This is a genomic window from Arthrobacter sp. 10T44 (assembly GCF_056393885.1).
In genome coordinates, this window is the sequence record NZ_JBFTGT010000001.1 from 712772 (window position 1) to 738703 (window position 25932).

General features: G+C 68.4%; 26 protein-coding genes. 14 read left to right on the forward strand and 12 right to left on the reverse strand.

The genetic code is table 11. The features are described from left to right. Together AC1DBL_RS03335 and AC1DBL_RS03340 are read right to left on the reverse strand one after the other, a co-directional pair. Positions 1-1032, reverse strand: coding sequence for an aldo/keto reductase (locus AC1DBL_RS03335; RefSeq protein ID WP_476925456.1), 1032 nt, complete (start codon positions 1030-1032; stop codon positions 1-3). A gap of 37 nt (positions 1033-1069) precedes the next feature. Further along, complete coding sequence (locus tag AC1DBL_RS03340) at positions 1070-1942, reverse strand: NAD-dependent epimerase/dehydratase family protein (RefSeq protein ID WP_441416764.1); 873 nt, start codon at positions 1940-1942, stop codon at positions 1070-1072. A gap of 148 nt (positions 1943-2090) precedes the next feature. Here AC1DBL_RS03340 and AC1DBL_RS03345 point away from each other — a divergent pair, with 148 nt between their 5' ends. The 4 genes from AC1DBL_RS03345 (at position 2091) to AC1DBL_RS03360 (ending at position 4371) form a co-directional block, all read left to right on the forward strand. Next, a complete protein-coding gene (locus tag AC1DBL_RS03345; protein WP_441416763.1) occupies positions 2091-2555 on the forward strand; it encodes a universal stress protein in 465 nt (154 codons plus the stop codon). Continuing rightward, entirely contained in the window at positions 2552-3319 is a 768-nt protein-coding gene (locus tag AC1DBL_RS03350; protein ID WP_441416762.1) for an SRPBCC family protein, read from the forward strand. The genes AC1DBL_RS03345 and AC1DBL_RS03350 overlap by 4 nt, the downstream gene beginning before the upstream one ends. Next, positions 3316-3993, forward strand: coding sequence for a hypothetical protein (locus AC1DBL_RS03355; protein ID WP_476925457.1), 678 nt, complete (start codon positions 3316-3318; stop codon positions 3991-3993). Before AC1DBL_RS03350 ends, AC1DBL_RS03355 begins: the two co-directional genes overlap by 4 nt. 117 nt (positions 3994-4110) lie before the next feature. After that, positions 4111-4371: a DUF6480 family protein gene (locus AC1DBL_RS03360; protein WP_476925458.1), complete on the forward strand. Its 261-nt coding sequence runs from the start codon at positions 4111-4113 to the stop codon at positions 4369-4371. Between the two features lie 163 nt (positions 4372-4534). Here the strand turns inward: AC1DBL_RS03360 and AC1DBL_RS03365 are convergent, their stop codons facing one another. The 3 genes from AC1DBL_RS03365 to mgtA all read right to left on the reverse strand — a co-directional run bounded on the left by AC1DBL_RS03365 (position 4535) and on the right by mgtA (position 9155). Beyond that, on the reverse strand, positions 4535-4948 hold the full coding sequence (locus AC1DBL_RS03365; RefSeq protein WP_476925459.1) for a DUF302 domain-containing protein: 414 nt from the start codon (positions 4946-4948) through the stop codon (positions 4535-4537). Then, positions 4945-6306, reverse strand: coding sequence for a phosphoribosyltransferase family protein (locus AC1DBL_RS03370; RefSeq protein WP_441416758.1), 1362 nt, complete (start codon positions 6304-6306; stop codon positions 4945-4947). Before AC1DBL_RS03370 ends, AC1DBL_RS03365 begins: the two co-directional genes overlap by 4 nt. 101 nt (positions 6307-6407) lie before the next feature. Further along, positions 6408-9155 (reverse strand): magnesium-translocating P-type ATPase, encoded by a 2748-nt coding sequence (mgtA, locus tag AC1DBL_RS03375; RefSeq protein ID WP_476925460.1) that lies wholly within the window; start codon positions 9153-9155, stop codon positions 6408-6410. A gap of 312 nt (positions 9156-9467) precedes the next feature. On the opposite strand from mgtA, the gene AC1DBL_RS03380 reads away from it, so the two are divergent. Continuing rightward, on the forward strand, positions 9468-10202 hold the full coding sequence (locus AC1DBL_RS03380) for a GAF and ANTAR domain-containing protein (RefSeq protein ID WP_441416756.1): 735 nt from the start codon (positions 9468-9470) through the stop codon (positions 10200-10202). A 12-nt stretch (positions 10203-10214) separates the two neighbouring features. On the opposite strand, the gene AC1DBL_RS03385 is transcribed toward AC1DBL_RS03380, so the two are convergent. The 3 genes from AC1DBL_RS03385 to AC1DBL_RS03395 form a co-directional block, all read right to left on the reverse strand. Beyond that, positions 10215-10898 (reverse strand): esterase/lipase family protein, encoded by a 684-nt coding sequence (locus tag AC1DBL_RS03385; RefSeq protein ID WP_476925461.1) that lies wholly within the window; start codon positions 10896-10898, stop codon positions 10215-10217. Beyond that, positions 10895-11695 carry an alpha/beta fold hydrolase gene (locus AC1DBL_RS03390; RefSeq protein ID WP_441416754.1) on the reverse strand — a complete coding sequence of 267 codons (801 nt, stop codon included), beginning with the start codon at positions 11693-11695 and terminating at the stop codon, positions 10895-10897. Before AC1DBL_RS03390 ends, AC1DBL_RS03385 begins: the two co-directional genes overlap by 4 nt. 173 nt (positions 11696-11868) lie before the next feature. Beyond that, complete coding sequence (locus AC1DBL_RS03395) at positions 11869-12216, reverse strand: cupin domain-containing protein (RefSeq protein WP_476925462.1); 348 nt, start codon at positions 12214-12216, stop codon at positions 11869-11871. A 132-nt stretch (positions 12217-12348) separates the two neighbouring features. Between AC1DBL_RS03395 and AC1DBL_RS03400 the strand changes: the two genes are divergently transcribed. Continuing rightward, positions 12349-12597 carry a hypothetical protein gene (locus AC1DBL_RS03400; protein WP_441416752.1) on the forward strand — a complete coding sequence of 83 codons (249 nt, stop codon included), beginning with the start codon at positions 12349-12351 and terminating at the stop codon, positions 12595-12597. Between the two features lie 19 nt (positions 12598-12616). Here AC1DBL_RS03400 and AC1DBL_RS03405 read toward each other — a convergent pair whose 3' ends face one another. Then, complete coding sequence (locus tag AC1DBL_RS03405; RefSeq protein ID WP_441416751.1) at positions 12617-13030, reverse strand: VOC family protein; 414 nt, start codon at positions 13028-13030, stop codon at positions 12617-12619. Between the two features lie 159 nt (positions 13031-13189). Continuing rightward, a complete protein-coding gene (locus AC1DBL_RS03410; RefSeq protein WP_175323873.1) occupies positions 13190-13756 on the reverse strand; it encodes a type 1 glutamine amidotransferase domain-containing protein in 567 nt (188 codons plus the stop codon). Positions 13757-14315: 559 nt separating this feature from the next. Here AC1DBL_RS03410 and AC1DBL_RS03415 point away from each other — a divergent pair. The 3 genes from AC1DBL_RS03415 (at position 14316) to AC1DBL_RS03425 (ending at position 16423) form a co-directional block, all read left to right on the forward strand. Next, the gene (locus AC1DBL_RS03415; protein WP_476925463.1) at positions 14316-14909 is read left to right on the forward strand and encodes a hypothetical protein; all 594 of its coding nucleotides are present in this window, start codon (positions 14316-14318) and stop codon (positions 14907-14909) included. Positions 14910-14999: 90 nt separating this feature from the next. After that, entirely contained in the window at positions 15000-16016 is a 1017-nt protein-coding gene (locus AC1DBL_RS03420; protein WP_476925464.1) for a DUF320 domain-containing protein, read from the forward strand. 155 nt (positions 16017-16171) lie between these two features. Further along, positions 16172-16423 (forward strand): DUF2630 family protein, encoded by a 252-nt coding sequence (locus tag AC1DBL_RS03425; protein WP_175323874.1) that lies wholly within the window; start codon positions 16172-16174, stop codon positions 16421-16423. A gap of 90 nt (positions 16424-16513) precedes the next feature. On the opposite strand, the gene AC1DBL_RS03430 is transcribed toward AC1DBL_RS03425, so the two are convergent. Beyond that, entirely contained in the window at positions 16514-17215 is a 702-nt protein-coding gene (locus AC1DBL_RS03430) for a FadR/GntR family transcriptional regulator (RefSeq protein ID WP_441416747.1), read from the reverse strand. Positions 17216-17346: 131 nt separating this feature from the next. Between AC1DBL_RS03430 and AC1DBL_RS03435 the strand changes: the two genes are divergently transcribed. From AC1DBL_RS03435 to AC1DBL_RS03455, 5 genes are all read left to right on the forward strand, one after another. Further along, on the forward strand, positions 17347-18738 hold the full coding sequence (locus AC1DBL_RS03435; protein ID WP_476925465.1) for an SLC13 family permease: 1392 nt from the start codon (positions 17347-17349) through the stop codon (positions 18736-18738). Between the two features lie 64 nt (positions 18739-18802). Then, positions 18803-20044, forward strand: a complete 1242-nt coding sequence (locus tag AC1DBL_RS03440; protein WP_476925466.1) for a CaiB/BaiF CoA transferase family protein — start codon at positions 18803-18805, stop codon at positions 20042-20044. Position 20045: 1 nt separating this feature from the next. Further along, a complete protein-coding gene (locus AC1DBL_RS03445; RefSeq protein ID WP_476909307.1) occupies positions 20046-21563 on the forward strand; it encodes a carboxyl transferase domain-containing protein in 1518 nt (505 codons plus the stop codon). A 77-nt stretch (positions 21564-21640) separates the two neighbouring features. Then, positions 21641-22612 carry a CapA family protein gene (locus tag AC1DBL_RS03450; RefSeq protein ID WP_441416743.1) on the forward strand — a complete coding sequence of 324 codons (972 nt, stop codon included), beginning with the start codon at positions 21641-21643 and terminating at the stop codon, positions 22610-22612. A gap of 119 nt (positions 22613-22731) precedes the next feature. Next, the gene (locus AC1DBL_RS03455) at positions 22732-24189 is read left to right on the forward strand and encodes a S8 family peptidase (RefSeq protein ID WP_476909306.1); all 1458 of its coding nucleotides are present in this window, start codon (positions 22732-22734) and stop codon (positions 24187-24189) included. A gap of 112 nt (positions 24190-24301) precedes the next feature. Here AC1DBL_RS03455 and AC1DBL_RS03460 read toward each other — a convergent pair whose 3' ends face one another. Beyond that, positions 24302-25780, reverse strand: coding sequence for a purine-cytosine permease family protein (locus AC1DBL_RS03460; protein ID WP_476925467.1), 1479 nt, complete (start codon positions 25778-25780; stop codon positions 24302-24304). Positions 25781-25932: the final 152 nt, after the last annotated feature.

Below are 25932 nucleotides of genomic sequence, written 5' to 3' on the forward strand. Positions count from 1 at the left end.
TTAGCGACCGCCCTCGAGCTTTCGGCGGCGCTGCTCCTGCGCCATGGGCCCGTAGGGATAGACGCCGACGCGGGGCTGGCTGACCTCGGTCAGCCGATCCGTCTCAGCGTCGGTAAGCCGGAGCTCCGCTGCCGCCAGGTTGTCCGCGAGCTGCTCGGTGCTCCGCGCCCCCAGGATCACCGAGGTGACCGCCGGCCGGTCCGCCAGCCACGCGAGCGCCACCTGGGACGGGCTCACGCCGTGCCGCCCCGCCGTTTCCTGCACCTCGGCAATTACGTCCCAGGTCCGCGGGTCACCGTTGCGGGCCTCCCACGCCTCCATCCCGCGTTTGGGATTTTCGCCGAGCCGGGTGGCGCCGGCGGGCGGCTGGTCGCGCTTGTACTTGCCGGACAGCCAGCCGCCGCCCAAAGGCGACCAGGGCAGCAGGCCGATGCCGGCGTCGAGCGCTGCCGGGACGATTTCCGACTCGATCTCGCGGACCAGCAGGCTGTACTGCGGCTGCAGTGTCACGGGCGCGCTCCAGCCCTGGGCCCTGGCCACGTGGACGGCCTTGGTCAGCTGCCAGCCCAGGAAGTTGGAGAAGCCGTAGTAGGCGATCTTGCCGCTGCTGACGGCGTCGTGCAGGAACCGGAGGGTCTCCTCCAGCGGGGTCACCGGATCCCACGCGTGCAGCTGGTAAAGGTCGATCTGCTCGACGCCGAGCCGGCGCAGCGAGTCATCCAACGCCCGGGCCAGGTGACGGCGGGAGGTCCCGACGTCGTTGGGTGCCTGGCCCATCGGGAAGCGTCCCTTCGTCGCCACGACGGCCCGGTCCCGGAGCTCGGGCCGTTCGGCCAGCCACCGGCCGATGATTTCCTCCGACACCCCCGAGCTGTAAACGTCGGCAGTGTCGATGAAGTTGCCGCCGGCCTCGAAGTAGGCGTCCAGGATGGCGCGGGACTGCTCCTCACTGGCCTCGGCGCCGAAGGTCATGGTGCCCAGCGCATAGTTGGAGACAACGGCGCCGCTGTTGCCCAGGGTGCGGTATTGCATGGAACTCCTCAGTGGTCGGTGGGGGTCAGGCCGCGCTTCAGTCCTCGGTGGGCGTGGTGCGCAGCGAGTGGTAGTTCCGCCAGCTGTGCTCCGGGGCGTAGCCCAGGAGCCGTTTGGCCTTGTCGATCGAGAGCATCGTCTCGTGCTCGCCGAGTTCCTTGACCACCTTGACGTTGGGGAACACCTCGGCGGCCAACTCGCTGCTGGGGCGGCTCATCACGGTGTCCTCGTTGGCGATGATGAAGGCCTCGAAGCCCGGCTTGCCGTGCTCCAGCGCCCGAGCCACGGCCTGCGCGCCGTCGCGGCCATCAATGTAGCCCCAGAGGTTCCATTTGCGCAGCGAGGCATCGGCGTCGAACGACGGGAACTCCTCGTAGTCCTCCGGGTCCATCACGTTGGAGAACCGCAGGCCGGTAATGCTCAGCGTGGGGTCCCAGCGGGTCAGCTGGATCGCCATCTGCTCTTCGAGGTGCTTGACCAGCGAGTAGGTGCTTTCCGGCCGGGCCGGGTATTCCTCGTCCACCGGGATGTAGGGAGGGTCGACGTCGAACGGCAGTCCCAGCACCGTCTCGCTGGAGGCGTAGACAATCTTCTTGATGCCGGCCCGGCGCGCGGCCTGGAACACGTTGTAGGTGGCCTGCATGTTGTTCTCGAAGGTCGCGGCGTCGGGAGCGAGGCCCGGGGCCGGGATGGCGGCCAGGTGCACGATTGCGTCGAAGCCTTCATGCCGGTCATCCAGGCCGAGGATGACGTCGACGACCTGGCCGTAGTTGCGCAGGTCCACGCGGGTGAATCCGTGCTCCCGCTCGCCCGCTTGGTCCAGGTTGGTGACCTGGTGGCCGTCGTCGGTGAGCCTGCGGACCACGTTCCTGCCGAGCTTTCCGCTTCCTCCGGTAACTGCAATTCTCATCAAGGTCTCCTCGGTCGTCGGGGCGGCTGCCGTCCCCCCCACCCTAGATCGGACGGCGTCCCCGGTGCACGCCGCACCCGCCGGGGCGCGCCGCCGCGGTGACCTTTGGCCCTAGGCACTGCCGCGGTGACGGGGCAGGGTGGGTGCCATGAGCGGAGATCAGCGGATAGTCGTGGGCGTGGACGGCTCCGAGTTTTCAACGACGGCACTCCGGCTCGCCGGGCGCATGGCCACCAGCCTGAACGCCCCGCTGGAGGTCATCACGTGCCTGGGCACCTCGGATTTCTTCCTCGCGTCCCACCTGCCGGAAGAACGCACCGCCTCGCCAGGCGAGCTCGAGGAGACCGCCAAGCGCCTGGTGGAACAGTCGCTGGAACGGGCCTTCGGCAACTCCCGCCCGGAGCAGCTGAGCCGGCAGATCAAGTTCGGGCCGCCAGCCAAGGTGCTGATCGAGGAGAGCAAGGACGCGCAACTGCTTGTGGTGGGACGGCGCGGCCAGGGCGGCTTCCTCGCCCAGGTGATGGGGTCGGTCAGCGGCGCCTGTGCGGCCCACGCCCATTGCCCGGTGCTGGTGGTCGGCCAGGAGGCCGGCGAAGGCCAGCCGACCGAATGAACGCAGGCCGCACGGCTGCGCCCCGCTTGCCCGCCCGGTTGAAAGGGCCGCTCGCGGCGCTGGCTGCCGCGGCGGCGGCCGCAGGCTACGTGCTCGCCGTACGGCCCCGCCTGCTGCACTGGGGAGCGACCGCCCAGGAAGCGGCCGGCCCCCTGCCGGGCGATGAACTGGTACCCACCGCGCGCCTGCAAAGCACACGGGCCGTCAACATCGCCGCGCTGCCCGCCGTGGTGTGGCCGTGGCTCGTCCAGCTGGGGTCCGGCCGCGGCGGGATGTACAGCTATGACGCCCTGGAGAATGCGGTGGGGCTGGGCATGCACAGTGCGGATCGGATCCTGCCCGAATTTCAACAGCTCTCTGTCGGAGACACCATTCCGCTCGCCCCCGGCGCCGGCATCCCGGTCCGGCGGCTCGAACCGGGGGCGGTGCTGGCCCTGGGCGGCACCATGGATCCGCGCACCGGGCACATCACCGGGCACATCACAGATCACATCACCGGGCATCCCGCGGCGGAGGGACGCCGCCTGACCGGACCTCGCCTGGAACTGGGCTGGACCTTCGTGCTGCAGCCGCTCGGTGCCCGCAGCACCCGGTTGCTCTCGCGGACCCGCTATGACTACTCGCCGCTGCCGCTGGGCATCCCGCTGCGCGTCGTGCTTGAACCGCTGCAGTTCCTGATGGAGCGTCGGATGCTGCTGGGAATCCGCTCCCGCGTGGAGCGGCGCCGGCCCCGCAGCAGGCGCCGCCGGGGAGGGCCGCGGTGAAATCGGCAAGGACCAGCATTCTCGCCGGCATTGTCCTGATGACGGTCGGTGTGCTGTGGCTGCTGGATGTGCTCGGCATCGTCGAGAGCGCCGCCTATCTGGCGCCGCTCATCTTCGCCGCGGTGGGCGTGCTGTTCCTGTCCCTCTTTTTCCGGGGCCGGGAGAACTGGTGGGCGGCAATCCCCGGCTCGGTGTTCCTGGGCCTGGCCGCGGTCATCACCGCCACGCAACTCACGGACGGCCGCGCGGGCGGCGCCTTCCTTTTCCTGTTCATGGCGGCCGGATTCGCCGCGGTCTATCTGCGCGAACGGGCCAACTGGTGGGCCCTGATCCCGTGCGGGGTGATGTTCACGCTGGCCATCGTCGTGGCCCTACCGCAGGAACTGCAGGGCACACCTGTGGCCGCCGTCCTGTTCCTCGGGCTGGCGGCCACCTTCGGGCTGCTTTCCCTGGTTCCGGTCCGGACCCCAGACAACACCGGCCGGATGAAGTGGCCCCTGGTCCCGGCGGCAGTCCTCGCCGTACTTGGCGGGGCCTTCGCTCTGCAGGCGACGGCCGTGCTCATCGCCGTGGACTTCGCCCTCCCGTCCGCCATGATCCTGGCCGGGATCGCCTTGCTGGTGTACGCGTTCCGCGCCCGCCACAACGGGCAGCACAAGACCCACGGCGCCTAGGAGCTCCTTCCTCCGACCCCCGTTGACCTTTCATGGCCGGATCCACGTCCGGACGGCTAGGATAATCAGCATGCTTATTAAGCACCCAGAGTTACCGTAACCAGGGAAGGCATAACCATGAGCACGTACCATCCGGAAAATGACCCGGCCAACCCCGATCCGCCAAAACCGGGTGGCGGGTCCGCGCGTCCACAGAGGGTGCCGAACGCGGCGCAGCGCGGCGATCAGGAGCCCCAGGCCGCCGACCAGGGAGCTTCGCCCAATCCCGATCCACTCAGCGGCAAGATTACCGGGCTGGAGCCGGGCGGGGGTGTCCCGCCGGGTGAGACGCCGCCGGCGGAGGGCTCGATGAGCCGCGACCAAGGCCACAGCGAGTAACGCACCCTAACGGGACTGACCGAGGCGTTCCCGCCCGGTTGTTGGCGGCCCGGGCCCCACACGGGCCGCGGTTCCCCGCGGGGGCCGGGCTTCCCCCGGCTGCGGACCGGATGAACCGGGGAGGAACGTCGCCGGCGTCGGACTAGCCGCGGACGGCACCCACCTAGGCGTCCGCCGACAGCTGGGCCAGGGCGGCACGGAGCCGGGCGCCGGCGTCGTCCGCCACCTCACGGACCGCGGGGCTGTCGCTGACTTGCACCATGGTCTGGGGATCGATCACGTCCACCGTCGTATCGGCGGCGCCCGGGCCGCGCCGGACCACCACATTGCACGGCAGCAGGGCGCCCATTTCCGGCTCGGCCGCCAGGGCGCGGCTTGCCAGCTGCGGGTTGCGGGCCCCGAGGATCACGTAGTCGCCCAGGGCCTGCGCGGCGTCCTCCCCAAGCTTGGCGGCAAAGGTGTCGCGGACGTTGATCTCGGAGAGGATCCCAAAGCCTTGGCCCGCGAGGGCGGCCCGGGTCTTCTCGACGGCGTCCGCCCAGCTCAGCGGGAGGACGGCGGTGTACGTGTAGCTCATGGCTCACTCCTGGCTGGTGGGGTCGGTTCGGACACGGGCAGGAGGTACTTGGCGAACCAGTCCCTGGCCAGGATGGCCGCCGCGGCCAGCGTGCCGGGCTCCTCGAACAGGTGCGTGGCGCCCTGGACCACAGCCAGCTGGTTGGGGCACCGCATCATCGCTTTGGCCTTGCGGTTGAGTTCAAGCACCTCATAGTCGAAGCTGCCCACGATCAGCAGGGTCGGCGCGCGGACGGCGGAAAGCCTCGGGCCGGCCAGGTCGGGACGGCCGCCGCGGGAAACGACGGCGGCGATCCGTGCGGAGGGTTCGGAGGCGGACCACAGCGCGGCGCCCGCCCCGGTACTCGCCCCGAAATATCCGACGGCGCAGGAGGCGGTGTCCTCGCGGGTGGCGAGCCAGTCGGTGGCCGAGGACAGCCGGCGCGCCAGCAACTCGATGTCGAAGACGTTGGCGCGGTTGCGCTCCTCCCCCGGCGTGAGCAGGTCCAGCAGCAGGGTGCCCAGCCCGGCGCGCTGGAGCAGGCTGGCCACGAAGCGGTTCCGCGGGCTGTGCCGGCTGCTGCCGCTCCCGTGGGCGAACACCACCACAGCGCGGGCCGGCACGGGCAGGTGCAGATGGCCCTGCAGCCGGACACCCCGGGACGGGATCTCCACCTCTTCGTCGAATTCCACCGGGTCCTCGGAGACCGCCGTCGTCCCGGCCGGACGCGGCGAGTCCTTCAGGCGCCGGGCGGCGGCGTCGAGCAGCTGGATCACCTCGTCGTCCTCGGTGGGCGAGAAGTCGCGGTAGTGGTATCCGACGGCGGCGAAGTGCCGGGGAGTGGCCAGGCAGACCACCTCGTCGGGTTCGCTCAGGCTCGCCAGGGTGTCCGCCGGGGCGACGGGCACGGCCAGGATCACCCGGGCGGCGCCCAGTTTGCGGGCGATGCGGCAGGCGACCCGGGCAGTGGAGCCGGTGGCGATTCCGTCGTCGACGATCACCGCGATGCGGCCGGTCAGGTCCTGGCGCGCGCGCCCCTTCCGGAACCGCGCCACCCGGTTCTCCAGCACGGCCCGTTCGCGGTTCTCGACTGCCTGCAGCTCCTGCTCGCTCACCCTTGCCTGGGCCAGCACATGCTCTTCCAGCACCCTCGCGCCGCCCTCCCCGATCGCCCCCATGGCAAGTTCCGGCTGGTAGGGCAGCCCGAGCTTCCGGACCACAATCACGTCCAGCGGTGCGTCCAGGGCCGCGGCCACCTCGAAGGCGACCGGGACGCCGCCGCGGGGCAGGCCGAGGACCACAATGTCCTTGCCGCGCAGATCCGCGAGCCGCCGCCCCAGTTGCCGCCCGGCATCAACCCTGTCTTCAAAAATGCTCATTGTCTTGGCTTTCCAATCGGGCGCCGGCCGCCGGGCTCATCCGGCGCTGCGCTCCGCAGGCCGGGCATCGGACCAAGTTGGCCGTTTCATCCCACTATCCGTCAGGAGTTCCCGGGATGTGAGGGCCCTTGTACCCGGTTTCGTTTGCGCCGGACCGACCGTCCCCGGCGGGGTGCCAGCGGGGCCCTGCGTGCGTGACGGGTGGCCGGTTCCGTGGTGCTGAAGCGTGCGGCGCGGCGGGCCACATGGTGGTCCTTGCCCCGGCGCCGGACCCTCGGCAACACCGGTGCGGCCGGTTGCTGCGCCGCCCGGGAGAAGAACCACTGCTTGGCCAGCTCCACCAGCACCAGGTACACCACGGTCATGCCCAGCAGGGCCAGGAAGAACGGAACCGGCAGCGGATCGAAGCCCAGGACCGCCGCCAGCGGGGACAGCGGAAGGAAGACCCCCAGGGCCACCACGCCCAGCGACGCGCCGAGCAGTCCGAGCGACGGCCGGCTGCGCAGGAAGGGCACTCGGCGGGTCCGGATCGCAAAGATGATCAGCGTCTGGGTCGCGATCGACTCGATGAACCAGCCGGCCCGGAACTCCCCCGGCACCGCATCGAAGACAAAGAGCATCAGGGCGAACGTCGCGAAGTCGAACACCGAGCTGATCGGGCCGAAGAGGAACATGAAGCGCCGGATGAAGGATATGTTCCAGTGCGCCGGTGCCAGCAGCTGCTCCTTGTCCACCCGGTCCCCCGGGATGGCCAGCTGGCCGGTGTCGTAGAGCAGGTTGTTGAGCAGGATCTGCCCCGGCAGCATCGGCAGGAAGCTCAGCACCACGGAGGCTGTTGCGGCGCTGAACATGTTGCCGAAGTTGCTGGAGGTGCCCATCAGCACGTACTTGATGGTGTTGGCGAAGATCCGCCGGCCTTCCATGACGCCGTCGGCCAGCACGCCGAGGTCCTTGTCCAGCAGCACGACGTCGGCGGCGTCCTTGGCGACGTCGGTGGCGCTGTCCACGGAGACGCCGATGTCGGCCTGGTGCAGCGCGAGCGCATCGTTGACGCCGTCGCCCATGAACCCGACCGCGCCGCCGCTCTGGCGCAGCAGCCGGATGATCCGGGCCTTCTGCTCCGGCGAGACGCGGGCGAAAATGCTGGCCTCGCGGGCCGCCGCGCTCAACTCCGGGTCGGACATCGCCTCCGCCTCGGCGCCGGTAATGGTCCCGCCGGAGAGCACACCGAGTTCGTCGCAGACCCGCTCGGCCACCTTCGCGTTGTCCCCGGTGGCAATCTTGACCGTAATTCCCAGCCCCTCCAGCCGGTCCAGGGACTCCCGCGCATTCGCCTTGGGCCGGTCGAGGAAGACCAGGAAGCCGGCCAGGACCAGGTCCTTCTCGTCAGCCGGGGACATGTCCTCCATGCCGGCGGCGTCCCGGGTGGCCACGGCCACCACGCGCGAACCGGCGTCGAACTGTTCGTCCAGCAGGGCCTGCACCTTGGCGGGCGTGGCGCCGCACAGGGCCAGGACGTCCTCCGGCGAGCCCTTGGTGATGATCCAGGCGGGGCCGCCGGCTTCGCGGACCAGCACGCTGGTCCGCCGGCGCTGGTGGTCAAAGTCGATCACGTCGAGCCGTTCATAGCGCGAAGGTTCGAATGCCAACGCCTGCGGGGACTGCCAGAGCGCGGCGTCCAGCGGGTTTTGCCCGACGACGGACCGTTTCGCCTCCGCGTAGTCCGCCTCGGTGGCCAGCAGCCCCAGGCTGAACAGCTTATCCGCGGACACGCCGGCCGCCACCGGCAGGGCCGCCGTGAAGCTGATCCTGCCCTCTGTCAGGGTTCCGGTCTTGTCCGTGACCAGGATGTCCATGTCGCCGAGGTCCTCGATGCAGACCAGCCGCTTGACCAGCACTTTGCGTTTGGCCAGCTGGCGGGTGCCGGTGGCCAGGCTCGTGCTGACGACGGCGGGCAGCAGCTGCGGGGTGATTCCGACGGCGATGGCCAGGGAGAACAGCAGCGACTCGATCACCGGCCGCTGCAGCAGCAGGTTGGCGATGAAGATGAGCGAAGTCAGTGCGATGGCCACCTGCAGCAGCAGGAAGGAGAATCGCTTGAGCCCGAGCTGGAATTCGGTCTGCGGCTGCCGTTCGCCCAGGCCGAGCGCAATCCGGCCGAACTCCGCCCGGCCGCCGGTCGCCACCACCACCCCGGTGCAGCTGCCGGACTGGATGACGGTGCCCATGAACAAGCAGGACGTCAGGTCCCCCAGGGCGACGCCGCCGGCCACCGGCGCGGGATCCTTGCCCACCGGCAGCGACTCCCCGGTCAGGATGCTTTCGTCGCAGAGCAGGTCCTTGACCGTCAGCAGGCGCAGGTCGGCCGGGATGATTGCGCCCAGGCCCAGCTGCACGACGTCGCCAGGCACCAGGGCGGTCACGTCCACCTCGCGCGCGGTGCCGTCGCGGAGCACGACGGCGGTGTGCGTGACCCGTGAATGCAGCGCCTCCGCGGCGCGCTCGGCCCGGAATTCGTTGCTGAAGCCCAGGCCCACACTGACAAGCAGGATCACGCCGATGACGATCGAGTTGGTGGCGTCCCCCAGGAAGAGCGAGAGCCCGGCGGTGACGAGCAGGAGGATCAGGATGGGGCTGCGGAATTGCCGGCCCAGCACGGACCAGCCGCTTGCCTCATGCGTGCGGACCGCATTCGGCCCCAGCATGGCAAGCCGCTCCGCCGCTTCCGCTTCGCTTATGCCACCCGCAGCTGAACCCAGCCGGGCGAGCACTGTGCCCGCCTCGGTGCCGGCGGCGTCCGCGATGGTGAGCGGCGGGGAGGCGGACTCCCTGGTTTCGAGCTGTGACATACAGAATCCGTCCGACTACCTCGAGATACCGCTAAGACTACGTCGGGAGCCGCCGGGAGTCATTTGGGTCGGGGAAGGCTCGCGGCCGGGCTGCCGGCCCCGCGGCGAATCCGCCGAAAGGATCCGGCGAATGTCCCGGCAAAACGGCTGCAAAGTCCTGTATATAATTTTTCCCGGTACGGTTTAGCAGAAGGCCGTTGGATAGTTTCTTCGATCCGGCTTCGCTGCCGCTACCACCGCCCTCTTTCGCTGCTGTGGTGCGTTCCGCCTCGCCGGCTCGATTCGACCCGAGCGAAACGGCATCAAGGAATAGTGGTAAGCGAGTCAACCGCAACATCGATCAACCAGCACTTGCATCAGCTCGTGTTGAACAGCGCCGACGTGGAGGAATTCCTCGGCGAATTAGCCCGCGTCTCGGCGCGCAGCCTATCCGAGCCCGGCGACGAAGTCCTGTGTGGAATTACGCTGCTCCGGCAACGGAAAGCCGCCACCGTGGCCAGCAGCAGTACGGCTGCGCAGGCCATGGACGAAATCCAGTACGGCTTCAGCGACGGCCCCTGCGTGACGGCCTCCCGCGAACAGGAAACGGTATACATTGCCGACCTCGATGATGACACGCGCTGGCCGCAGTGCGCCGCCATGGTCCGGGAGCACGGCATGCGCTCCATCCTCGCCGTACCGTTCCTGCTCGACGGCGAAACCCGCGCCGCGCTGAACCTGTATTCACACCGTCCCCACCGCTTTGACGAACGCGCCCAGGAGCTGGCGAGCATCTTCGTGCGACAAACGACCATGGCTCTGGGGCTGGCAGTGCGTTTCGCGCACTTCAGCGAGACGGCCGACAACCTCAAGGCGACGCTGGAGACGCGCACCGCGATCGACGTCGCGGTCGGCATCATCATGGCGCAGAACCGGTGCAGCCAGGCCGAGGCCTTCGAGCTGCTAAAGACCGCATCAAGCACCCGCAACGTCAAGCTTCACGCCGTCGCCTCCGCCATCGTGGACGGTCTGGGCCAGGGCCCGACGCGGACCCACTTCGAGGACTAGGCCCCGGACCCCTCACACCGGGGCCGGTGCGCCCGCTTCTGCCAGCACGGTGCGGATGGTGTCCTCGTCGGCAAGGATCCGGAAATGGCCGCCGGTATCCAGCTGGACGTTCCGCGCTCCGGGAAGCACGCTGCCCTCCGGGATGTGCGGATCGAAGAGGCCGTAGACGGAGGTGATGCGTTCGTTGACGCTCTGCTCGCGGGACAGCTGCAAGGTGACGGCGTTGCGCGGCGACAACGCCCGCAGGCTCGGCAACAGCATGTAGCTTGCGTATCGGGAACCCAAGAACGGGGAGCACACCGCCACCATCCGGGTGATGCGCCGCGTCTGGTCCAGCGACATCATCGTGTACTTGCCGATCAGCCCGCCCTTGCTGTGCGCCACAATCATCGTGTCCCTGAGGTCCCTCTCGTGGAGGTAGTCGGCGATCAGTGCCGCCGCCTTCGGTACCGCGAGCCGGTTGCGCTGCAGCACGGTCACCACGTGCACCGGGTGCCCTGCCTCGTGCAGCTCCCGGATCAGCGGCAGCATAAACCGCCAGTCCTCGTAGATGCCGGGGATGACGACGACGGGCCGTCCGGTGCCGCTGAGGAATTCGTCGGGACTGACGCGGGAGACCGCACTGCGCAGCTGCCGGCCGACGGCGTAGGCATAGTCCCGGGCCCACCAGCCGGCGATCTGGACGAGCGTGCTCACGCGGTGAATCCTTGCGGCGCTTCGCTTTCATCAGCTGCGATGCCGGCGAAGGCAAGGATGGAGCCGGCAACCTCGACGGCACGGTTGTGCTGGACCACGTGCCCGGTTCCTGGGATCTCTTCGAACTGTCCGGTGGCCGCCCGTCCGGCAAGCCGGCGGCACCAGTCCACCGGGGCCACGGGGTCGTTCGCGCCCCGCAGCACGAGGACGGGGGCGCTCACCGCGCCGATCCGCTCCTCGAGGCGGTAGTCCATCATGATCCGCAGGTTCTTCAGGTACCAGACCGGTCCGCAGCGGAGATAGTCGGTGAAAACCAAGGCGTTGGAGGACGGGCTCTCGAAGAACAGGCAGTCCCGGCCCAGTGCCAGGGCCTGCTGCGCTACGGTCGGCCGCTTGTCATTGACCACCGGACCCATCAGCACCACATGGGGTATCCGCTGCGGCTGCTGCAGGGCGGCTTCCACCGCGAACTGGGTCCCCATCGAGTGCCCCACCACCACGAACTCCAGCACTCCCAGCTGCTCGAGCGCGCCCAGGAGGTAGGTGGCCTGCTCCGCAACGGTGAGCGTGTGCTCCGGCGTGGGCGTGGCCCCGAAGCCCGGCAAGTCGATCGAGAACGTGTCAACGGAGTCAGCTAGCAGCCCGTGCAGGCGGCGCAGGTAGCGGTGTGAGGCCCCGATCCCGTGGAGGAGTACGACGGCGGGTGCAGCCGCCTGCGTTCCGGCCGGCCGCCGGGAGGCAAAGACGTGGCCCAGATGGCCAGCGGCCTCGACCTCGATCCGCACGGGCGTGCTCATGGTGGGTCTCGTTTCTGTTCAGTGTCTAGTAAGCATACTGACAGACTCTCGCTGGCCCCGGGCGCCCCGGACCCATTTCGACGGTTCCCTGCCGGTCCGTATCGCGGAAACGTCGTGTGCGCAGGGAACCGTCGAAACGGCGAAACGGCGAAACGGCGAAAAGGCTGGCGCCGCTAGCTGGGCGCCGGACCGAGGGGCTCTTCGGTGCTTTCCCGCTCCGGGGCAGCCTCCTTGAGCTCGACGAAGATTGTGTGGGTCTCGGTGTCGCCGGTGTTCTCGCCCGAGTGGGACTGCGCGGGCAGCCAGCGCGCCAGCCCGGAGGGAAGTTCGACGTCGACCTCCCGGCCGTGGGCGGAGAGCCGGCGGCGGAAGCTGCTGAGCGTGATCATCACGCTGTCGGGATGAGAATGCTCGACGGTATTTTCCCCGGGCTGGTCCGTGTACTCCAGCACGCGCACCCGTTCATTCTCGAATACCACCCGGTACAAGCCCGGGTTCGTTGCCACCGGATCCTGGTCCATGGCCAGACTCTAGTCCCGGCGGAAGTCGCGCGCCAGAGCGTACTGCGGCCGGCTGTACTAGGGCATGCCTCCACTGTAGTTTGGTGTGACCATCCGGGGGTGAAACCCACGGACCCACCATCGGAGGAACGCATGAGCAACAAGCCAGTCGAGCCCGAGGACATCGTGAATGACGGTGTGGAGGGCGCCCAGAAGCCCGTCCCGCGCGAAGGTAGCGGCATTGACACTCCCCAGACGGCGGCGGGCGCTCCGGAATCCGGCACGTCCGGAACGCACGCACCGGGCAAGAGCGACTCGCAGACGGTGCCTGGACCGGCAGAGGAAGACGACGAAAAGACAGCGGACGACCGCGGCCTCACCACCGACACCACGCCGGACTGAGCAGCCGCCGCCGGCCGGCCTAGCTGGCGGCCGGCGCGATGTTGACGAGCCAGTCCACTCCGAACTTGTCCTTGCACATGCCGAAGGTGTCTCCCCACGGGGCCTTCTCCAGCGGCATCGTCACGGTGCCGCCATCTGACAGCTTGTCCCAGTAGCCGCGCAATTCAGCCTCGTCGGTGCCGCTGAGGGACACCGAGAAGTTGTTGCCGGGGGTGTAGTCCATGCTGTTCGGGGTGTCGGCACCCATCAGCACCAGCCCCTTTTCGCCGGTCAGCATGGCGTGCATGATCTTGTCCTGCTCGGCAGGGTCCTCGCTGGCCTGGAATTCCGCGAAGGTGCTCATATTCAGCTCGCCGCCAAACACAGACTGGTAGAAGGTCATGGCCTCCCGCGCGTTGTCGCGGAAGCCAAGGTAAGGGTTAAGCGTGGTCATATCCGGGACTCCTTGGTAGCGGGTGGCGGCGGTGCGGGCGAAATCAACGCCCGCTCCGCCGCAGCGTACAGGCATATCCTGCCCGAAACCGTGCAGTCTTCATAGGGCCCGCCCGCCGCCAGGGAGCTGTCCCCGGCGGCGGCTCCCGTCGGAGGCCGCCTAGGCGGTCTGGCCGGCGTGCTCCCCTTCGGCGATTTCTTCGAGCAGCTTGTCGTTGAACGCCGGCAGATCGTCCGGGTTCCGGCTCGTCACGAGGCCCTGGTCCACCACCACTTCCTCATCCGTCCAGTTCGCGCCCGCGTTCTTCAGGTCGGTCTGAAGCGTGTGGTACGAGGTGAGGTTCCGACCGCTCACGACGCCGGCGTCGATCAGCAACCAGGGGCCGTGGCAGATCGAGGCCACCGGCTTGTGCTGTTCAAAGAAGCCGCGGGCGAAGGCTTGGGCACCTTTGTCGACGCGGAGGTGGTCGGCGTTTACGACGCCGCCGGGAATCACGAGGGCATGGAAGTCGGAGGCGTTGGCCTGGTCGACGGTCAGGTCGACGTCGAAGGTCTCACCCTTTTCCGTGCCGTCATAGCCCTGCAGCTTTCCGCTCTTGGGCGCCACCAGGGTGGGTTCGCCGCCCGCGTCCTTGACCGCGTTCCACGGGCTGGTCAGCTCGATCTGCTCAACGCCGTCCGTCAGCAGAAACGCGACCTTCTTGCCTGCGATGTTGTGTTCCGACATGTGTCCTCCTCTAGCCAGCGCGAGGGTCCAAGAGCCGTTCGGCCGTTCATGTCCCACGCGGAGAGATTGGTGCCTTACCCAGTCAACTCTAGGAAACAGGAAAATAATAAGCAAGCTGACTATGTGGTTGATTTGTTGCATTTCTATGGACTTCCCGTTGCTGCTGTGGCTATGGTGACGGAAGATGCCGAACTAATCGTCTCGACCTATGCGCCGCACCTGGGGGGTGTTGCACGTGTTGCACGAACGATCTTTCGGGCGCGCCCCGCGCCTGCTTCGACCCGTGTTGCTGGCCGGTGCAGCGACGGCGCTGTGGCTGGCACTTTCCGCAACAGCCGCCAGCGCAGAGACCGGCACGGACCTGGAAATTCCGGGGGGCCTGAACGCAGCATCTTCCTCTCCGTCTACCCCGCCGGAATCCGCGAGCAGGTCAGCGTCCCGAAGTGCCGGGGGCGACAGCTCTGGGCTGTTGTCCCCGGTTTTGGGGCAGGTCGCGGGCTCCGTTGAAAGGGTTATTGCCTCAATTCCCGCAGCGCCAGCGGTTGTTCCCGCGAGCACGGTGACCGACCTGGCTTCCCCCGCCGTCGAACTGGTGGACACCGGTGCCGCCGCCCTGGTGGGGACCATCATCCCCGTCGCGACCGAGGCGCTGCCCGCCACCGCTCCCGCGGTGGAGCCGCTGGGGGATGTGCTGACCGGCGCGCAGGCGCTCCCACTGCCTCCCGTCGCCTCTGCGCCGCCCGCCCCCGCGGGGCCGGAGGCCGCCCGACTTGACGCGACGCCTGCACGAACGGGCGGGGCCGCGACCTCGCACCCGAACGCCACCCGTGCCGACGCCGCAGCAGTCCCCACGCCGGCAGCCGATGAGTACAGCCCCCCACAGTCAGGGACCCTCCCCGTGCCGCCTGCAGTAGGCGGATCCGTCGCCCCACTTCAGCCGGGCGGCGACCTCGGCGGTGAGGAACTCCCTAGCGTTGTCCCCGGGGTGTCTGGTTGGGGGGCGGGCAGTAGCCAGTCTCCGTCCGGACCGAGTGCAGCCACCGTGACCGCACCCTTCCAGCTTCGACCGCCGCCCGGCGTGAGCGAGGCCACCAAACCGCTGCCCCAAGCTTCCAAACCGGCGTCTTTCGACCCCGGATCTTCTCCCGACTAGTTGGAGCCCCTCTGCCCCGCAACGGGCGGACCACGGCTCATCGGACTGCCCATGCAGTCCGCAACACCAACATCTTCAGGAGAAAACATCATGCATACGAACTTGCGCAGAGGGCTGCTTGGCACCCTCTTTGCCGGCGGCCTCCTGGCCCTCGGAACCTCCGTCGCCTGCGCGGCGGATACAACCTCCGGAAGCGACGGCCTCGCCTCCGGCACCCAGGTCATCGCCCCGGTGACGCTCGGGGCGACGTCGATCGGGACCCTCGGCGACTCCGCCGCCACCACCGGCGGGACCACAGCGCCGGCGCCGGCCAGCGCCGGCGGAAACACCACCTCCGGCGAAGACGGAACCCTGTCCGGCACGCAGGTCGCTTCACCTGTCACCGCACCGGTGACGCTCGGGGCGACCCCGATCGGGACCCTCGGCGACTCCGCCGCCACCACCGAGGGGACCACCGGCGGGACCACAGCACCGGCACCGGCCAGCGCCGACGGGAGCACCACCTCCGGCGAAGACGGAACCCTGTCCGGCACCCAGGTCATCGCMCCCGTCACCGCACCGGTGACGCTCGGGGCGACGTCGATCGGGATCCTCGGCGACTCCGCCGCCACCACCGAGGGGACCACCGGCGGGACCACCGCACCGGCACCGGCCGACGCCGGCGGAAACACCACCTCCGGCGAAGACGGAACCCTGTCCGGCACCCAGGTCATCGCACCCGCCACCGCACCGGTGACGCTCGGGGCGGCCTCGATCGGGGTCCTCGGCGACTCCGAGGCCTCTGCGGGAGTCCCAACGGAGGCCGGAACTGAAGAGGCCGTCACGCCGCCGGGCTTGGACGCCGGAGGCGAAGCGGGAGGCAACGCGGACGGTTCCGGCGCTGCCGTCGGAATGCAGGGCACCCTCCCGACGGCGGAGTTCCCGTCGACCGGCCAGGCTGCTCATCCTGCCGGCGTGGCCGCGCGGCTCGAGGCTCCGGCCTCCGGAGCGGGCATGTTGGCTATGACGGGAACCACTGACGGGTTACACCTTGTGGCGCTGGCCCTTCTGTGCGGCGGCGGCCTCCTGCTAGCGCTGCGGCTCGTACTGCAGCGCCGGGACGGCTAGAGCCGGTTCGCATCGGAAGGCTCAGTTCGGAAGGCTCAGCGAGTGGGCCCCGTCGCCGGCGGGGTCCGCTCACTGCGCGCCCTCTGGTCACGACGCACGCCCGTGATTACGCTGGCGTGTATCCACAGCTTCAGGACCGCAGGAAGTAGGACACCATGGACGAACGGGACATCCTCCAGCGCATCACCGCCCTTGTGGACGAGGAACGTGAGCTCCGGGAACAGGCCGAGTCCGCGAGCGCCGACCATGACCACGTGCCGGACCGGCTTCGGCTCAGGCAGCTCGAGGAGGACCTCGACCAGTGCTGGGACCTGCTGCGGCAACGGCGGGCGAAGAGGCAATACGGCGAGAATCCCGACGATGCGGAGGCCCGCCCGGTCACGCAGGTGGAGGGCTACAACGGCTAGTCCCCACAGCCCCGGTCCCCGGCGGCATCGCCTCCTCTAATTCCGGTTACCCGGCGGAGGTCTTAACAGCCCCTGCCGCCGGTGCTCCGACTACTTGAGCAGGTCGACGTCGGACACCATGTCGATGTGGGCCAACATGGCTTCGGCGGCGCCTGCGGCATCCTGCGCCCGGATGGCATCCGCAATCTTCCGGTGTGAGGCAATGGACTGCTCGGGGCGCCCCGGTTGTCCGAGGGATTCGATCCGGGTCTCCAGGATCATTTCAGCGATAAAGGCCATCAGCTGGCCCAGGACCGCGGAGTGGGCGGCGGCCGTGACGGCCTGATGGAAGAGTTCATCCCCGCGCGCACCCTTTGAGCCTGCGGCCACCTCCTCGGCCATGACGTCAATCGCCGCGTCAATCGCCTGCATGTCCTGGTCCGTCCGCCGCGCGGCCGCTAGTTCGGCGAGCTTGACCTCCAACGTGCTGCGGGCCTCGACGATCTCGGGAAGCCTGCTGCGGTGTTCGCGCAGGCCCTTGATCACCGCGGGGACGTTGGGGCGGTACACCAGGACGGCTCCGGTGCCGTGCTGGACGTCAATCACGCCAAGCACCTCCAGCGCCACGAGCGCCTGGGCCAGCGTGGCGCGGGAGACCCCGAGCCGTTCGGCCAGGTCCCGCTCGGCCGGCAGGAGGTCGCCGGGGCCCAGTTGGGCCGACTCGATGAAGTCCAGGAGCTGCGCCACGAGCTGCTCGTACAGACGCGGCCTGGACACACGGGAAATCTCCGGGACCTCAGACTTCTTTGCCATCTCCAACATCCTCCCGACGTAGCGACTCCCCCATCCTATCCCTGAGGCGTATTGACAAACTCACCTAGTGTCTAAGAGGCTAGGCCAGTAGTCCTGTAATCCACATCACACTAGTCCCCGGAGGAACAAAGATGTCCGCTCCCGTGCTTTCCATCATCGTCTTGGCGGTGATGTTCCTGCTGGCCACGGTGCTGCCCCTCAACATGGGTGCGCTGGCCTTTGTCGGCGCCTTCCTGCTTGGCTCGGTTTTCCTTGGCATGTCCACCAACGAGATTCTGGCCAATTTCCCCGGCGGGCTGTTCCTGACGATCGTCGGGGTGACCTACCTCTTCGCCATCGCACAGAACAACGGCACCATTGACCTTCTGGTCCGGGGCGCCGTGCGGATGGTGGGCAGCAAGGTCGCCCTCATTCCGTGGGTCATGTTCGCCATCACCGCGCTGATCACCGCCGTCGGCGCCCTGTCCCCGGCCGCCGTCGCCATCATCGCGCCGATCGCCCTGAGCTTTGCCGCGAAGCACAAGATCAACCCGCTGATGATGGGCATGATGGTGATCCACGGCGCCCAGGCAGGCGGTTTCTCGCCGATCGCCGTCTACGGCGTCACGGTCAACGGCATCATCGCCAAGACGGACCTTGCGGCGAGCCCGATGGCTATCTTCCTGGCGAGCTTCTTCTTCAACCTCGTCATCGCGCTTGTGCTGTTCGTTGTCCTTGGCGGTAACAAGCTGCTCTCCTCCAAGACCGGCCGGCTCATCGAGCAGGCGGCCGAGACCCGCATGAAAGTCAGCGTCGGCGCCCGCACGGCCGGCGTCACCCTGCAGGGCTCAGGTTCGGACATCTCCCCCGCCAGCGTGTCCGCCAAGGGCAGCAGCGCGGGTTCGTCTGCCGACAGTACCGCCGCCACCTCCGCCGGCGCCCGGGCGACCGTTCCGCAGCTGGTCACCGTCCTCGGCCTGATCGCGCTGGCCGTGATCTCACTCGGGTTCAAGGTCGACGTCGGATTCGTCTCCATCACGATCGCCATCATCCTGGCCCTGGTCTCACCCGAGGCCCAGAAGGGGGCAGTGAACAAGATCAGCTGGTCCACCGTCCTGCTCATCTGCGGCATGTTGACCTTCGTCGGCGTGCTCGAAGAGGCCGGCACCATCAAGTTCGTCTCCAACAGCGTCGCCGACCTCGGCATGCCGCTGCTCGCGGCCCTGCTGATCTGCTACATCGGCGGCATCGTCTCCGCCTTCGCCTCCTCCACCGCCATCCTGGCCGCGCTCATCCCGCTGGCAGTCCCGTTCCTGGCCAGCGGCGAAATCGGCGCCATCGGCGTGATCGCCGCGCTGGCCGTCTCCTCCACGATCGTGGACGTCTCGCCGTTCTCCACCAACGGCGCCCTGGTGCTGGCCAACGCTCCGGAGGACGTGGACAAGGACAAGTTCTACAAGCAGATCCTCGCCTACAGCGGCATCGTCGTCGTCGCGGGGCCGGCCATCGCCTGGCTTGTCATGGTTGTCCCCGGCTGGATGTAGCTGCCCCCGGCCGATGCCGGCGCACGCACTGCACACCCTGGAACTGAAAAGAAAAGGATCGATTATGAGCAAGGAATCCGACCTCCCCAACGCTGGCCCGCTGGCCGGCTACCTCGTGGTGGACCTCAGCCGTGCCCTTGCCGGCCCGCACGCCGGGATGATGCTGGCGGATCTCGGCGCTCGGGTAATCAAGGTTGAAAACCCCGGCACCGGGGACGACACCCGCGGCTGGGGACCGCCCTTCGTAGGCCCCGAGGACGACCCGCAGGCCACGTACTTCCTGTCCTGCAACCGCAACAAGGAGTCCATCGCCCTGGATTTGAAGAGCGACGACGGGCGCCAGATCCTGCGGGAACTGCTCACGAAGGCCGACGTCGTGGTGGAGAACTTCCGCCCCGGCGTCCTGGACCGGCTCGGATTCTCGACGTCGGAAATGCATGCGTTGAACCCGGCACTCGTGATCCTGTCGATCACCGGCTTTGGGCATGACGGGCCGGAGGCCGCCCGCAGCGGCTACGACCAGATCCTGCAGGGTGAGGCCGGGCTGATGTCCCTCACCGGTTCCGGGCCTGACGATCCGCAGCGGGTGGGGGTGCCGATCGCCGACCTGCTCTCCGGGATGTACGGGGCCTTCGGCACCCTCGCCGCACTGCTGCAGCGCGAAAGGACGGGCAAGGGGCAGATCGTCCGGACCTCCCTGCTTTCGGCCCTGATCGGGGTGCATGCGTTCCAGGGCACGCGGCAGACCGTCGCCGGGGACTTGCCGCAGGCACAGGGTAACCACCACCCATCCATCGCCCCCTACGGGCTGTTCCATTGCCGCCAGGGCAAGGTGCAGATCAGTGTGGGCAGCGAGAAGCTGTGGAAGAGCTTCGCCGGCGCGTTCGGGATCGACACCACCCGGCCGGAGTTCGCCACCAACGCTGACCGGGTGCGCAACCGCGAAAAGGTCATTGACGCGGTCGAGGACGCCTTTGCCGGCTATGAAGCCGAGCCCCTGCTGGCCAGGCTGAACGAGGTGGGCATCCCGGCCGGAAAGGTACGGACCCTGGACGAGGTCTACCAGTGGGAGCAGGTCCACTCGCAGGGCCTGGTGATCGACGTCGACCACCAGGTCCTGGGAAAAATCAGCCTGCCCGGCCCCCCGCTGCGGTTCTTCGACCCGGGCGACGCACGGGAGACCACCCTGACATCGCACAGCGCCCCACCCCTGCTGGACCAGGACGGAGGCAACATCCGCCGCTGGCTGGACAGCGCTTCGGGCGTCCCGACGGCGGCCGGCGCCCAGGGCCGGGGCGGGCACTGACATGCTGGCAGAGCAGAAGGTCCGGCACCTCGATGCCACTGCGCTGATAGCCACGGTGCTGGACCCGGGCTCCTACCGCAGCTGGGACAAACCGGTGACTGACCCGGATCCAAGCCCCGCCTACCGGGCGGAGCTGGCGGCGGCCCGTGAGAAATCCGGCGTGGACGAATCAGTCCTCACCGGTGAAGGGTTGATCCGCGGCCGCCGGGTCGCCGTGATCGTCAGCGAATTCCGTTTCCTCGCGGGTTCGATCGGGGCCGCCGCGGCCGAACGAATCGTCCTGGCTGTCGAAAGGGCCACCGCGGAAGGCCTGCCTCTGCTGGCGGGACCTGCGTCCGGCGGCACGCGGATGCAGGAGGGGACGCTGGCGTTCCTGTCGATGATCAAGATCACCGCCGCCGTCCGCGCACACCGGCAGGCAGGCTTTCCCTACCTCGTGTATCTGCGCCACCCCACCACCGGCGGCGTGATGGCTTCCTGGGGTTCGCTCGGCCACATCACCGTGGCGGAACCAGCCGCGCTTCTGGGGTTTCTTGGCCCGCGGGTCTACGAGGCGCTGCACGGCACGCCCTTCCCGGAGAACGTCCAGGTGGCGGAGAACCTCTTCGACAAAGGACTCGTCGACGCGGTGGTTCCGCCGGGGCAACTGCCCGATATCGTCAACCGTGCGCTGGATATCCTCAGCCCCGGCTCCCCGGCGCCGGTGGGTCCGCCGCCGACTCTCAGCGTGGCCCCCTCGGACGCCGGGGCCTGGACCTCGATTGAGATTTCGCGGAATCCCCGCCGGCCCGACCTCCGCCAGCTCCTGGCCCACGGGGCACGGGACGTCCTGCCGCTCAACGGCACCGGCCAGGGCGAGAAGGACCCCGGGCTGCTGCTGGCCTTGGCCCGTTTTGGCGAGAGGTCCTGCGTCGTACTCGGCCACTCGCGGCCGAGGCCGTCGCAGCAGACGGCCATGGGACCGGCTTCCCTCCGTGAGGCGCGGCGCGGCATGCGGCTGGCGGAGGAGCTGGGCCTGCCCCTGCTGACGGTCATCGACACCGGCGGCGCGGCGCTGTCCAAGGAAGCCGAAGAAGGCGGCTTGGCCGGCGAAATTGCCCGGTCCCTCCATGACCTCATCGGCTTGCGGTCGCCCTCCGTCTCGGTGCTGCTGGGGCAGGGCGCCGGAGGCGGTGCGTTGGCGCTGCTGCCGGCCGACCGGACCGTGGCAGCCCAGCATGCCTGGCTGTCCCCGCTGCCGCCCGAGGGAGCAAGCGCCATCGTGCACCGCAGCACCGAGTTTGCGCCGGCGATGTCCGCATCCCAGGGCGTCAACGTCGCGGCCCTGCACGCCAACGGACTAATAGACCACATCGTTGACGAACGCCCCGACGCCGCGTTGGAGGCCCGGGCGTTCTGCCGGCGGATGGGACAGGCAATTGAATACGAGCTCTCCCTGGTCTCGGCCTCCGGGATCGGCGAACTCATTCCGCGCCGGCTCGAAAAGTACGCGAATCTGGGCCGCAGCCTCCGCGCCTAGGGCATCGCGAGGGGACGACGGGGGAATGTTCCGCCGTCGTCCTTTCGCTTGCCCGGCCGGCGGTCCATGCTGGTGCCATGCAGATCGCGTTCCTGGGCGACGTCATGCTCGGCCGGCTGGTCAACGACTACCTGAAGACCGCCGGTCCCGCCTATCCCTGGGGTGACACGCTGCCGGTCCTGCGGCGGGCGGACGTGAGGATCGCCAACCTGGAATGCGTGCTGGCCGACGGCGGCAGACCCGAGCCCGGCAAGGTCTTCACCTTCCGCAGCGACCTGAAGAACGTGCGCAGCCTGGTCTCCGCGCAGATCGACCTGGTGTCGCTCGCCAACAACCACGTCCTCGATTACGGTCCGGACGCCCTGCGGGAAATGCTGCCTGCACTGGACCGGCACGGGATCCTGCATGCGGGCGCTGGCACGGACCCGGCCTCGGCCCGGCGCCCGGCCGTCCGCAGGGTCGGCGGCACCGCCGTCGGGTTCGTGGCGTTTACGGACAACCAGCCGGACTGGGAGGCAGCGCCCGGGTCCCCAGGCGTGTACTACGTCCCTGTTGCAGACCGCGGGGAGCGGGTCGGGCAGCTGCTCGAGTTGGTGGAGCGGACCAAGTCGCGTGTCCAGCTGCTCGTCGTTTCGGCGCATTGGGGCGGCAACTGGGGCTCCGGCGCCCCGCCCGAGCATCGCGCACTGGCGCGGCAGCTGGTCGACGCGGGCGCCGACGTCGTGTTCGGGCATTCGCCGCATATCTTCCGCGGCGTCGAGGTGTACCGGAACCGGCCGATCATCTACGGCGCCGGGGACTTCGTCGATGACTATGCGGTGGACCCCGAGGAGCGCAACGACTTTTCCTTCATCTTCCTGCTGGAGGCCGACGGCGGGGCGCCGCGGCAGCTGCGCTTGTTTCCCACCCTCATCGCCGACTTCCAGGCCCGGTTGGCAGTCCGAGACGCCCGGGATGTCGCGGACCGGATGTCCCGGCTGTGCGGGGAGCTGGGCACCGGAAGCAGCTGGAATGCCGGCGAAAGGTGCCTGGAAATCCCTCTGGCGTAGCCGCCGCTGCCGCCGGCCGCCGGACGCGGAGTCCGATAGCCCCTGATTAATCCACGCTGCAGGGCCTACCATATGGACGGGGGGCACTCGAAAAGCACCATGCTTACTGGGAGGCCACGATGTTTACCACTATCCGCAATCTTTTCCCGCACGTGCAAAAAACATTCGTGGATCCCGGCTGGCGCCGTCCCCGGCCCGGCGCTGCTGCTCCCCCGCCGGACGGCACACGGCCGCGGCGCTTCGTGGGCGGCCTGGCAGCCCTCCTGCTGGTAACGGGCGGGGGCCTGGCGGCCGCTGCGCCTTCTGCCGCCGCCGAACCGGCACAAAGCTACATTGTCGTGCTCAAGGACGGCACCGGCGATGCCGGGGCCTTGGCCGCGGCCCAGCAGGCCAAGTTCGGTTTCAGTGGCTCCAACGTGTACCGGAGCGCTGTGAGCGGCTACGCCGGCACCATGACGGCCAGCCAGGCCAAGAACCTCGCCGCCGATCCCAGCGTCGATTTCGTCACGCTCGGCCGGCACTTCGAGGAGCCCGAAGAGCCCACCACACCCAACACCGAGATCGCTCCGTTGTGGTGGCAACGGATCGGCGGCGATCCGGAAGCGGCCAAGGACGCCGTACGTGCCGGCACTGGCAATGAAAATGGCTCCGCAGTCAATGTGGCGGTCATCGACAGCGGCATCGACGGCAAGCACCCCGACCTGAACGTCCAGGGAGGGATCGACTGCACCTCCGGGAAACCGGTCGAAGTGACGCCCATTGACGTGCTTGGCCACGGCACGTCGGTGGCCGGTGTCATCGGTGCCCGCAACAACGGCTCCGGCATCATCGGCGTGGCACCGGGCACCCCGCTCTGGTCCGTACGGGTCGTCTCCAACACCGGTTCCATCACCGAGGAGAGCCTGATCTGCGCCATTGACTGGGTGACCTCAACCCACAAGGACGACAACGAGGACAACGACATCGCCGTCGCCAATATCAGCATCGGCGGCCCGGGCTCCGACACCGCCAACTGCGGCAAGGGCACCGACCCGATGCACTACGCGATCTGCCGCTCGGTCAGGGCCGGCGTGGCGTACGCCGTCGCAGCCGGAAACTCGGCCGCGGACCTCGCCGGGACGGTCCCCGCGGCCTACCACGAGGTGCTGACCGCGACCGCCATGGCGGACTTCGACGGAAAGCCCGACGGACTCGCTGCCAGCCTGTGCGGCCGTGATGACTGGCGGCGCCTCGGACAGTTGGACGACCGGCCGGCGTTCTTCTCGAACTTCGCCGTCAACGCCAGGGACATGGAGCACACGGTCGCCGCGCCGGGTGTGTGCATCCTGTCCACCGTGCCCGGTGGCTACGGCGTGAACCATGGCACCAGCTTCGCCAGTCCGGCAGTGGCAGGCGCAGTGGCCCTGTGCATCGACCAGGGAGCCTGCCAAGGATCGGGCGCGGAGGTCACCCAGCAGTTCCTGGACACCGCCGAGTCGTACAACAGCCGGCACCCGGACTTCGGGTTCATTGGAGATCCGCTCCGGCCGGCCGGTGCGAAGTACTACGGCTATCTGACTCAAATCACCCGGCTCTGAGGCGCCGCCGCAGCCACGCTGTCCGTTTCGACGGTTCCCTGCCGAATCGACGTTTGGATACGTCGAGGGTGCACGGAACCGTCGAAACGGCGGAGCGGGAGCCGACGGCGGGTCAGGCCACCGGAGCGCCTGCGAGCCGTCCGGCCGGCGGCTCCGCCGCGACGCCGGCGTCGTTCGGATAGATCATCTCTGCGGGCGCGTTGGAGTTGCGCTTGGCCAGGGGGTAGAACACCAGGGCGGTGACCACAAGGCCCACCAGCCACGAGATGTCGGATCCACCCAGCACCTTGGTCATCGGGCCGGTGTAGAGCGTCTGCGCCAGGAACGGAATCTGGGCGGCGATGCCGATCGCGTAGGAGATCAGCGCCGTCTTGTTCCACCGCCCGTAGCGGCCGTTCGGGTCGTACAGGGCCGGGATGTCGACCTTTTCCTTGGAGATCAGGTAGTAATCCACGAGGTTGATGGAGCTCCAGGGGATGAAGACCATAAGCAGCAGCAGCACGAAGTTCTTGAAGTTGGCGAGGAAGTCCGGGGAGGCCAGCATGGCGATCAGCACGGTGAGTCCGATGAAGCCGATCACGTAGGCGAACCGGGTCCGCGACGGGGCGGCGGTCTTGCGGGTGAAGGCCGTGACGGACGTCAGCATGGTCATGTAGCCGCCGTAGGCGTTCAGGGTGTTGACTGTCAGCTTCCCGGTCACAATGACCAGGTAGATGACGACGGCGATCAGGCCGCCGCCGCTGAGGTTGCCCAGGAAGGCAACCTGGCCGTCCAGGAACCGCTGGCCCTTGGGCAGCGCCAGCGACGCGAACAGCGCGCCGAGCGTCATGGACCACTGGGAGCCCAGCACGGTGCCGAGGAAAGCGGCCAGGAAGGTCTTCCGTGCCGGGGTTTTCGAGGGCAGGTAGCGCGAGTAGTCCGCGACGTAGGGACCGTAGGTCAGCTGCCAGCCGGCGCCCAGCGAGATGGCGAGCAGAAAAGTGGGGAACTCGAAGGTGCCGGAGGCGAGAAGGGCCCCGACGTCCTGGCTCGCGAAGAGCCGGATGCCAAGGTAGGTGAAACCCAGTACGCCGATGACGGTCGAGATGCGGCCCAGCACGTGGATGTACTTGTAGCCCAGCGTGGCCACAAGCACCGTTAGCGCGCCGAAGATCACCATGCCCACGGCGGGGGTTCCGGTGCGGGTGATTTGATCAATGGCCTGGCCTGCGAGGACGGTACCGGTCGCCGCGAAGCCGAGGTACATGATGATGACGAGCACCAGCGGAATCACCGCCCCGAAGACGCCGAACTGAGCCCGGCTGGAGATCATCTGCGGCAGGCCGAGCTTCGGTCCCTGGGCCGCGTGCAGAGCCATCACCGCGCCGCCGAGCAGATTGCCGATCAGAAGCCCCAGAATTGCCCAGAGCGCATCGGCGCCGAACAGCACGGCAAGGGCGCCGTCGACGATCGCCGTAATCTGCATGTTCGCCCCGAACCACAGCGTGAACTGCTGCCCGGGAGATCCGTGGCGTTCATTTTCCGGAACGAAGTCGATGGAGCGGCGCTCGACGCGCCGCCCGGCGGTTTCCGTTCGTGTCGAAGCTTGCATGCTCGTCCTCACTAGAGATCTGGGTGGGTTTGTCCGTCCATCTGAGCACGTCCCGTGATCTGCATCACGGGGGTAGCCGGCGCTTGTGTCCGGGATTCCGGACAGTTGGCAGACTGATGCCCACGCTCCCGCCCGATTCTTCCGCAGCCGGC